A 10,254-nucleotide genomic window follows, 5' to 3' on the forward strand; every position below is an offset into this window, starting at 1 on the left:
ATTTTAATAGTAAATTATTAGTAATAATTCTACTATTCTTTTTTGCAATGGGATTTGCATCTATTTGTGAAATTGTCGAATATTCATTAGATACAATCTTCAAAATGAATACTCAACAAGGAGGACTTACCGACACTATGAATGATATGGTAGATGCTTTATTTGGAAGCATTATCATGATTGTATATTATATAAAAAAAATATAAACATATAATAACCCTATATAGCTTATATATAACTATTATCTATATAGGGTATTTTATACTTATAAATTTATATTTTAATCTCTTATCCCTATCATCGAGAAGATAACGTCTTCCTTATCTGCTAAAAATTCCTTAAATATAACACATCTACCCCCACATTCAAGACATGTATAATCTGGTTCACTATTTTCTGTTATTTGAACTGATACAGATTCACAATTTTTACATTTTAATCTGTATACACTCCCACCATTTAACAATGAGCCTATTAAGCTCTCCTTATTTCCTATCATTTTAGTTCCCCACCTTTTATTATTGTATATTTTACCTTGATAATTATATCAAAATTAGAAAATATAGGCAATTTTGGTATCGTTTTCATAGAGCAAGATATTTTCGACATAAAAATAATCTAGTAATATATCTACTTTTAATTAATATATATTTAAATTAATAGTTTTTATAATTATAATAAAAATAAGAAGTTGAGAATATCTCAACTTCTTATTTTTATTATATATCTAACTTATTTATATTTTCTTTCATTATCTCAATAGATTTATCTAATTTTTCTTTCTCTTCAATATCTAGCGGAAGATGAATAACTTCTCTTACACCATCTTCATTAACTATACTTGGTACGGCAATATATACATCATCATGACCATACTCTCCATTTAAATATGATGATACTGTAAGCACACTATTTTCATTTTCAAGTATTGCCTTAGTTATTCTTGTTAAAGCCATACCTATACCATAATATGTTGATTTTTTACATTCTATTATTTTATAAGCTATATTTCTAACTTCATCTTCAATATTTTCTAAATCTTCAAATTTTATTTTACTATCTTTTCTTGATGCTATTTGATATATTGGTTGAACTCCACATAATGCATAACTCCATGCTACAAATTGAGAATCACCATGCTCTCCCATAACATATGCATTTATATCTTTTGGATTTACATCTAATCGTTCACCTAATGTATATCTAAGTCTTGCTGAGTCTAATGTAGTTCCTGAACCAATTACCTTTGATTTATCATATCCTGATAATTTCCAGCAAACATAAGTCATTATATCAACTGGATTTGAAGCAACTAATATTATACCATCAAATCCTGATTTTTTTATTTCACTCATAATAGATTTCATTATCTTAGTGTTTTTATGAAGTAGATCTAGTCTAGTTTCACCTTCTAGCTGTATAGCTCCTGCTGTTATACATATTAGATATGCATCCTTACAATCACTATAATCTCCAGCATATATATTCATTTTTCTAGGTGCAAAACTAAGACCATGATTTAAGTCTATTGCTTCTCCTTCTGCACGTTTTTTATCTATATCTATTAAAACTAATTCTTCACATGTACCTTGATTTACCATAGAGTAAGCATAACTCATACCTACCATACCTGTTCCAACTATTACAACTTTATTCTTTTTCATTATTGTCCTCCCTATAAAGTGTATTTGAATTAATAATTGTATACATTGTCCATTTTACCATATTTTATGAAATTTTTTTATACCTTGTGATATTTTTAATTAAATTTTATCTAAAATTTAATTATATAATGATATTTAGCCTTTATAGTATTTTGTACAAATTTAAGTTTAATTATTAATAATAATATTAACTATGTACAAAATACTATAGTTAATACTAAGTATAACTTTTCTACATTAAAGATTATTTTTATAATAACTTACTATTATAAAATATTATTTTATCTTTTATTTAGTGTAATTTTTGATGTAATATGTGTATAATTAGATATATATAAATAATTAAGGAGAAATATATGACTACATTTAAAGAATTAAACTTAAATAATAATTTAATTGCTGGCTTAAAAAAACAAAATATAACAGAGCCTACTAAGGTTCAAAGCCTTACTATAAACAAAATACTTGATAATAAAGATTTAATAGTAAATGCACAAACTGGAAGTGGTAAAACTCTATCATATTTACTTCCAATGTTTGAAAAAATAGATTCTACAAAAAGAGAAACTCAAGTTTTAATACTTGCTCCAACTCATGAATTAGTTATGCAAATAACAGAGCAAGCAAAACTTTTATCATCTAATTCTAAATTGGAGATTACTGCATTTTCCTTAATAGGAGAAGTAAATATTCAAAAGCAAATAAAAAATATAAAAGCTATAAAGCCTCATATAGTAATTGGTACTTCTGGTAGAGTTTTAGATTTAATAAAGCAAAAAAAATTAAAAGCACACACTATAAAAACTATAATACTTGATGAAGTTGATAGCTTACTTAGCGGAAATAATGTATCAGTTGTAAAGGACATAATTAAAACTACATTAAGAGATAGACAGCTTCTAGGATTTTCAGCTAGTTTAAATGAAACCGCTTTAGATATATTAAACAATGTAATGAAAGAGCCTGAAGTTATAAAAATAGATGAAGAGCCTATAAATCCAAATATAAATCATATGTATTTACATGGAGATAGACGTGATAAGTTTACATTACTTAGAAAAGCTATCGCCGCTACTAATCCAAAACGTGCAATAGTTTTTGTTAATGACGAAGATAGTATAGAGGTTATAACTGCAAAATTAAACTATCATAGCTACAAAGCTGTTGGTATATATGGTAGAATGACTAAAGAAGATAGAAAAAATGCTTTAAATAGCTTTAAAATAGGAAAATCTAAAATATTAGTTTCTTCAGATTTATCTGCTCGTGGTCTTGATATAGTTGATGTTACTCATGTATTTAACTTAGATTTCCCACTAGGAAAAAATGAATATGTTCACAGATGTGGTAGAACTGCTAGAGGAAATAGAAAAGGTGATGCTATATCAATCGTTACTAATCAAAATCTATCTACTATAAGAGATTACAAGAGAAACTTTAATATAGATATAAAGAAAAAAGATTTAAGAGAAGGTAAACTTGTTGATGCTGCATTTAAACAAACTAGAAAACCTAAAGATTCTAAAGAAAGTAAATCTGTTAAGAAAGATATAAAAAATAAATCTAATAAAACTAAAAAATCAAATAAGAAGTAATGTTAAAAATCTAATGATACATTAATATATAGAAAGGAACTCTGAATTATTATCAAGAGTTCCTTTTCTTATTATTCTCCTTTACTATTTGTTATAGCTTGTTTAAGTTTTTCACCTTTTTCTTTAGTTATTACATTATCTTTAACCATTTGTTCAACTTGTTCAATAGATTTTTCTTTTTCTTTCTTAATCATCTGTTCTTTACAATACTCTTTTATACTTTTTATATCATCTTGAGTAAGAACACCTTCTACTTCTAATTTTTCTACACTTTCCTTAAATATGCTCCTTCTATGCATCATCTTACCATTTGGATGTTGTTGCTCACATGAATTTTTTGGTTCTGTGCTTAACTCTTGTGCATTGGATAAATTAAAATTAGAGCTTATTAATGTTAATCCTAATATTGATGCTAATATTATGTTTTTCTTATTTAGTTTCATATTGTCCTCCTTAAATTATTTTGTTTATATTAGTATTAGCTTTAACCTTAACTTAACCTTAACTTTTATAATTTTTTTATAAATACAAAATACGCTTAGATTAAGCGATGTATTAGCAAATAATTTCAGATAAATCCATTGCTTAAAATATAATTTTTTACACTTATAAAACTATTGATATATCTATTATACAGAGTCTTTCCATATGTATTTTTATAATATAATTACCTTGTATATAAAAAACCTATGGGGTAAATTTTCCCCATAGGTTTTAAGTATCTCTTTTAATTAAATGATTATTCAGTACTATACTCTTGCTATATTTATTATTATTTTCTATCTTTTCATTTAATAATATAGCTGAGTTTTTACCTAGTAAAAACATATTTTGATCTATTGTTGTTAATTTTGGCTCTATCATTTCACTAAGTTCAATATTATCATATCCAACTATAGACAGATCTTTTGGAATATTTATATTAAGCTTTTTACATGCATTCATAATACCTATAGCCATAAGATCATTACAAGCAAATACTCCCGTTACATCTTTATTTAAACTTAATAACTTTATTCCCTTTTCCATAGTTTTATTAACTGTTTGTATACTATTTCCATGACCTATATTTACTATAAACTCTTCTTTGAAATTGTTTATATCTTTCATCATTTCTTTATATACTTTTTCTTTTATATCATAAGAATAACTGTTATCTCCACGAATAAATGCAATATTTTTATGACTTTTAGATAGAAGGTAATCAATAGCAAGCCTTGATCCATTTTCCTGATCATTATATACTGATGATATATGTGAACTTTCTGAATATCTATTTACAAATACCATTGGTATGAATCTTGCTATTTTATCAAAATATTTCGATTCTACATTATCTATACCTGGGTCAACAACTATTATACCCGCTACATTTCTTGATATAAGCTCATTTATTCTTGATATTTCTTTATCTTTATCATGTTCAGTTATACATAAAAATATTGAGTAGTCTGATTTTTCAAAATAACTCTCTATTCCATTTATAACATTAGTAAAGAACATATTACTAATACTAGGAACTACTACACCTATAGTACTAGATTGCTTTTTTATTAAATCTCTAGCTTGTGTGTTAGGTTGATATTGTAGTTCTTCAATTACTTTTAATACTTTTTCTTTTGTTTCTTCTTTTACAGGATAATTTCCATTTATAACCCTTGACACTGTGGCTACAGAAACATTACAAGCTTTTGCTACATCTACTATAGTTGTTTTCATAATTAAAATTTCCTTATAATGAGTTTATAAATTTATTAAATGCTTTTATACCTTCTTCATCACGCTTAAATACTCCAGCATGCTCAAGTACTATAGAGAATTTTTTACCAACTTCATCTCTAAGTATTTTATCAACGTTTTCTTTATTTATATTGTCATAATTTTCTACTATATGTTTATACCAATAGCTATGATGATTTAACTCTTTGTTTTCATCTATATCTTTAACTCCTGCAGCTAAAAGTTCACTTAAAGTATTTAATTCTTCCTTAAGTCTAGCAGGAAGTACAGCAAGTCCCATAACTTCTATTAAACCTATATTTTCTTTCTTTATATGATGAACTTCACTATGTGGATGGAATATTCCCATAGGATGAGCTTCATTTGTGCGATTATTTCTAAGTACTAAATCAAGTTCATATTTACCATTTTTCATTCTTGCTATAGGAGTTATAGTATTATGTGGCTCCCCATCTGTTTCATGTAGTATTTCAACACTTTCATCAGAGTAATTTTTCCATTTATCTAATATATGCTCTGCTAAATCTATGATTTCTTCTTTATTTTCTCCATTAAGTCTTATAACAGACATTGGCCATTTAACACGATAAACTTTAGTATTTTCATATCCTTTAACTTCAAAAGTTTCTTCAATTGGAGCAACTTCCATTGCAAATGTATAGTGTCCACCTTGGTAATGATCATGAGAAAGTATTGATCCACCAACTATTGGTAAATCTGCATTAGAACCTGCAAAGTAGTGTGGTAATTTTTCTACAAATCCTAATAAGTTTTCAAATGTCTTTCTATATATTTTCATAGGAGTATGTTTTGCATTAAGTATTATACAGTGTTCATTGTAATATACATATGGAGAGTATTGTAAAAACCAATTTTCTCCTGCAAATTCCATAGGTATTATTCTATGATTTTGTCTAGCTGGATGATTTATATTTCCTCTAAATCCTTCATTCTGTTTACATAATAAACATTTAGGATATGAAGTAGATTTCATAAGTTTTGCTTTTGCTATATCTCTTGGATCTTTTTCAGGCTTAGATAAGTTTATAGTTATATCTAAATCACCATATTCTGTTGGAGTTTTCCAAACTATATTTTTATCAGTTCTATCTTTTCTTATATAATTTGAAGCTATACTCATTTTATAGTAGTAATCCGTTGCTTCTTCTTTATTGTTTTTATACTTTTCATTAAAAGTTTTTATTACTTCTGATGGTCTAGGCATTAAAGCATTCATTATTTTTGTATCAAATAAATCTCTTTCAGTTGTTGTATCTTCTATCATACCTTTTTCAACTGCATAGTCTAACATATTTTCAAGTATTGGTGTTGCTGTTTGAAGTTTTTCATCAACTTCAACTTCTTCAAATTCATCTAAGTTTAATACTTCTAGTAATAAGTTAGATGCATAAACTGCATCTAACTCATCTATTAAATTATTTTGAACTGCAAAATTTATTAATCTATTAACTTCGTAATTTATATTCATAATATCCCCCTAGTTGTTAAATCCATTTGGATGGTTTTTGTGCCAATTCCAAGCATCCCCTATCATTGTCTTAACATCATCAAATTCTGGAGTCCATCCAAGTATTTCTTTTGCCTTTTGGCTTGATGCAACAAGTTTTGCTGGATCTCCTAAACGTCTTTCTCCTATAACAACCTTTATTTCTTCACCTGTAGCTTCTTTAGCAGCTTCTATCATTTCTTTTACAGTGAATCCATTTCCACTACCTAAATTAAATATGTTACTTTCATTTCCTTCTCTTAAATAGTTAAGTGCTTTTATATGAGCATTAGCTAGGTCTATAACATGTATATAGTCTCTTATACAAGTACCATCATGAGTATCATAATCATCCCCAAATACAGTTATGTACTCTCTTTTCTTAAGTGGAACTTGAAGTATAAGCGGTATAAGATGAGTTTCTGGAGTATGGTCTTCTCCTATAAATCCACCTTCTAATGCTCCAGCAACATTAAAGTATCTAAGAGATACATACTTCATGCCATGAGCAAAATCAGTCCATTTCATCATTTTTTCCATAGCTAACTTAGTTTCACCGTAAGTGTTAGTTGGATTAGTTACATCTGTTTCAAGTATTGGTATTTGCTTTGGCTCACCATATACTGCTGCTGTTGATGAAAATACTATTTTTTTAACATCAAATTCAACCATAACTTCAAGTAGTACCTGTGTTCCATATACGTTATTATCAAAGTAACTTAAAGGATCAGTCATACTCACCCCAACTAAAGAGTTTGCAGCAAAATGTATAACTGCTTCTATATCATTTTCTTTAAATACACTTCTTAAAAAATCTTTATCTCTTATATCACCCTTACAAAACTTTGCATCTTTATGAACTGCATCCATATGACCTGTTTGTAAATTATCTACTATTATAACATCTTCACCATTTTTTATAAGTTGGTGTACTGTATGACTTCCTATATATCCTGCTCCACCACAAACTAATACTGACATTTATATCTCCTCCTAATAAGTTATATTTATCCTATTTTTCTAGTTCCGTTTGATATGCTAGCAACATAGAATGTTGGTTCATATCCAATTACTTCTTCATATCCTTTAGTTACATTTTCTATGAAGTTTCCTACACTTTCATTTCTAACTATACTTACTGTACATCCCCCAAATCCTGCACCTGTCATACGAGAACCTATTACACCATCTTGCTTAAGTGCTAAACTAACTAATGTATCTAATTCTATTCCCGTAACTTCATAATCATCTCTTAAAGAAACGTGAGAACCAACCATTAATTGTCCAAATAATTCTAAGTTGTTATCTTCTAATGCTTTAACAGCCTTTAATGTTCTTTGATTTTCATATACAGCATGTTTTGCTCTTTTTCTATCTATTTCATTTTCTATTAATTCTTTATTAGTTTCAAATTCTTCTTCACTTAATTCACCTAATGACTTTATATTTAGTTTAGATTGAAGATTAGATAATGCTCTTTCACATTCACTTCTTCTCTCATTATATTTAGAGTCTGCTAGACCTCTTCTTTTATTAGTGTTTCCTATAACTATAGAGTATCCTTCCATATTTATTTCACTATATCTATAGTTTAATGTATTACAGTCAAGTAATATTGCACATCTATCTTTTCCCATACCTATTGCAAATTGATCCATTATACCACAGTTGACACCTATAAATTTATTTTCAGCTTCTTGAGAGTATTTAACCATATCTACTGTATCTATTCCAAAGTTAAATGTATCATTTAATATAACTGCCATTAATAATTCAAGTGATGCCGAAGATGAAAGACCTGCTCCATTTGGTATGTTTCCATATACTAATATATCAAGACCATGTTCTATGTTATTGCCTTTATCTTGTATAACTTTTGCTACACCTTTTGGATAATTAACCCAATCATGTGTTTCATTATATTCCATAGAATCTAGGTTAAATTCTACTATTCCTATATCTTCAAAGTTTAAAGAATACATTCTAACATTTTTATCATTTCTTTTCGCTACTACTCCATAAGTACCAAATGATAGAGCACAAGGGAATACATGACCTCCATTATAGTCTGTATGCTCTCCTATTAAATTAACTCTACCTGGTGAGAAAAATACTTCTTCACTTTCTCTTTCAAATATTCTTTTAAAATCTGCTTTTAACTTATTTATCATCTCAATACTCCTTTGATTAAATATATTTTTTATTAAATTTATAAGAGTAAATAAACCCTTTTTTAATCTATATACTTTTTATAACCATTATAGTAAACGATTACTATAACCTTATATCTATATAGTAATCGTTTACTATCATTCTGTAAACACTTTCCTATAAAATTTTTTATTTTTATTTTATAAAAAAAGTAGCCATAATTTTGGCTACTTTTTTCAATATATATCCAATGCAATTCTCTTTAACTCGTCTATAAATATTTTTGCTTCCTCCATTGTATTATACAATCCTATACTTAGCCTAACCATGCCAAAATCAGCATCATCTAGATTTTTCTCATATTCTTCGTAACTATTACTTACTTTTAATAATCTTGCTACATATGGATGTGCACAAAACTTACCTGCTCTTAGCGACACTGCACTTTCTTTTGCAAATATATCAGCTACTTTATAACAATCTTTGTTCTTTATATTAAAAGATATAACACCTAATCTATCTTCAGTATTTTCAGTATCTCCATATATTGTTACATTATCAATTTTTTTCATTTCTTCAATCAAGTAGTCCTTAATTTTTCTTTCATGATTATATATATTTTCAAATCCTATTTTTTTTAATTCTTCTAATGCTCTAACCATAGCCATTGCTCCTATAAAATTTGGACTTCCAGCTTCATGTAAACTTGGTGGCTCACTCCAAATTACGTTGTCATCAAATACGTAATCTACACATCCTCCACCTTTTACAAAAGGTTCTTTAACATCTAAATATTTTATAAGACCAACTATTACGCCACTTCCAAATGGTGCATATGTTTTATGAGCTGAAAATACTAAAAAGTCTATTTGCTCTGAAGGATCTTTACCTTTCATATCAACTTCTTTATGTGCAACTAATTGAGCTCCATCTACTACAATTATTGCTCCATATTTATGTGCAAGTCTTGCTATTTCGTGTATTGGATTTATATACCCTGTTACATTAGATGCACCAGTTACACTAACTATTTTTATATTCCCATTTTCTTTTTTTAGTTTATTTTCTATATCTTCTATTTTTATCCTTCCTAATTCATCTACATCTACATATTCAACCGTAGCATTTTTCCTCCAAGGAAGGTCATTTGCATGATGTTCCATTCTAGTTGTTAGTACTTTATCATTTTTATTTTTTATTAGTATATTAGCTAAGATATTTAAAGATTCAGTTGTAGTCTTTGTATATATAACTGTATGAGTATTTGTGTCTTGTAAATTAAAAAATTTTAACACTTTATCTCTAGACTCTTCATATTTTCTTGTTGATAGTTCGCCTTTTGGACCTTGACCTCTACCTATCGAGCCATATATTAATAAATTATTATATACCTCGTCAAATACGCATTTTAGAGCTGGTGTTGTTGCTCCATTATCAAATCCAATAGGTATAAGTTTTTTACCATTTTCTAGTTTGAATTTAACATCTACTCCTAGAAATATTTTTCTATAGTCTAAGTTCTTTTCGCCTATTGTACGCTTTTTATTACTTGAACTTGACAATACAAAAACCTCCTTTTTAGAAGAAAAGTAGACAA

The 10,254-nt window shown here is 27.3% G+C and carries 9 protein-coding genes and 1 pseudogene; 2 read left to right on the plus strand and 8 right to left on the minus strand.

From position 1 onward, the window contains the following. A pseudogene (locus tag Q5F54_RS06400) lies at nt 1–206 on the plus strand (hypothetical protein); the annotation flags it as partial. A gap of 74 nt (nt 207–280) precedes the next feature. On the opposite strand, the gene Q5F54_RS06405 reads toward Q5F54_RS06400, so the two are convergent. Then, entirely contained in the window at nt 281–499 is a 219-nt protein-coding gene (locus Q5F54_RS06405; protein WP_071120971.1) for a hypothetical protein, read from the minus strand. 220 nt (nt 500–719) lie between these two features. Continuing rightward, complete coding sequence (locus tag Q5F54_RS06410) at nt 720–1,664, minus strand: L-lactate dehydrogenase (RefSeq protein ID WP_071120972.1); 945 nt, start codon at nt 1,662–1,664, stop codon at nt 720–722. Between the two features lie 356 nt (nt 1,665–2,020). On the opposite strand from Q5F54_RS06410, the gene Q5F54_RS06415 reads away from it, so the two are divergent. Further along, the gene (locus Q5F54_RS06415; protein ID WP_281538977.1) at nt 2,021–3,259 is read left to right on the plus strand and encodes a DEAD/DEAH box helicase; all 1,239 of its coding nucleotides are present in this window, start codon (nt 2,021–2,023) and stop codon (nt 3,257–3,259) included. 71 nt (nt 3,260–3,330) lie between these two features. Here the strand turns inward: Q5F54_RS06415 and Q5F54_RS06420 are convergent, their stop codons facing one another. From Q5F54_RS06420 to Q5F54_RS06445, 6 genes are all read right to left on the minus strand, one after another. Then, nucleotides 3,331–3,702, minus strand: coding sequence for a hypothetical protein (locus tag Q5F54_RS06420; protein WP_277231213.1), 372 nt, complete (start codon nt 3,700–3,702; stop codon nt 3,331–3,333). A 271-nt stretch (nt 3,703–3,973) separates the two neighbouring features. After that, nucleotides 3,974–4,978 (minus strand): LacI family DNA-binding transcriptional regulator, encoded by a 1,005-nt coding sequence (locus tag Q5F54_RS06425; protein WP_281538978.1) that lies wholly within the window; start codon nt 4,976–4,978, stop codon nt 3,974–3,976. A 13-nt stretch (nt 4,979–4,991) separates the two neighbouring features. After that, the gene (gene galT, locus Q5F54_RS06430) at nt 4,992–6,488 is read right to left on the minus strand and encodes a UDP-glucose--hexose-1-phosphate uridylyltransferase (RefSeq protein ID WP_281538979.1); all 1,497 of its coding nucleotides are present in this window, start codon (nt 6,486–6,488) and stop codon (nt 4,992–4,994) included. Nucleotides 6,489–6,497: 9 nt separating this feature from the next. Further along, on the minus strand, nt 6,498–7,487 hold the full coding sequence (gene galE / locus Q5F54_RS06435) for a UDP-glucose 4-epimerase GalE (RefSeq protein ID WP_281538980.1): 990 nt from the start codon (nt 7,485–7,487) through the stop codon (nt 6,498–6,500). Nucleotides 7,488–7,513: 26 nt separating this feature from the next. Next, nucleotides 7,514–8,677 carry a galactokinase gene (locus Q5F54_RS06440; protein ID WP_330644274.1) on the minus strand — a complete coding sequence of 388 codons (1,164 nt, stop codon included), beginning with the start codon at nt 8,675–8,677 and terminating at the stop codon, nt 7,514–7,516. Nucleotides 8,678–8,893: 216 nt separating this feature from the next. Beyond that, a complete protein-coding gene (locus Q5F54_RS06445; protein WP_288526269.1) occupies nt 8,894–10,219 on the minus strand; it encodes an aminotransferase class V-fold PLP-dependent enzyme in 1,326 nt (441 codons plus the stop codon). Between the last annotated feature and the right edge of the window lie 35 nt (nt 10,220–10,254).

This window comes from uncultured Romboutsia sp. (genome assembly GCF_958366745.1).
Taxonomy (GTDB): Bacteria; Bacillota; Clostridia; order Peptostreptococcales; family Peptostreptococcaceae; genus Romboutsia; species Romboutsia timonensis.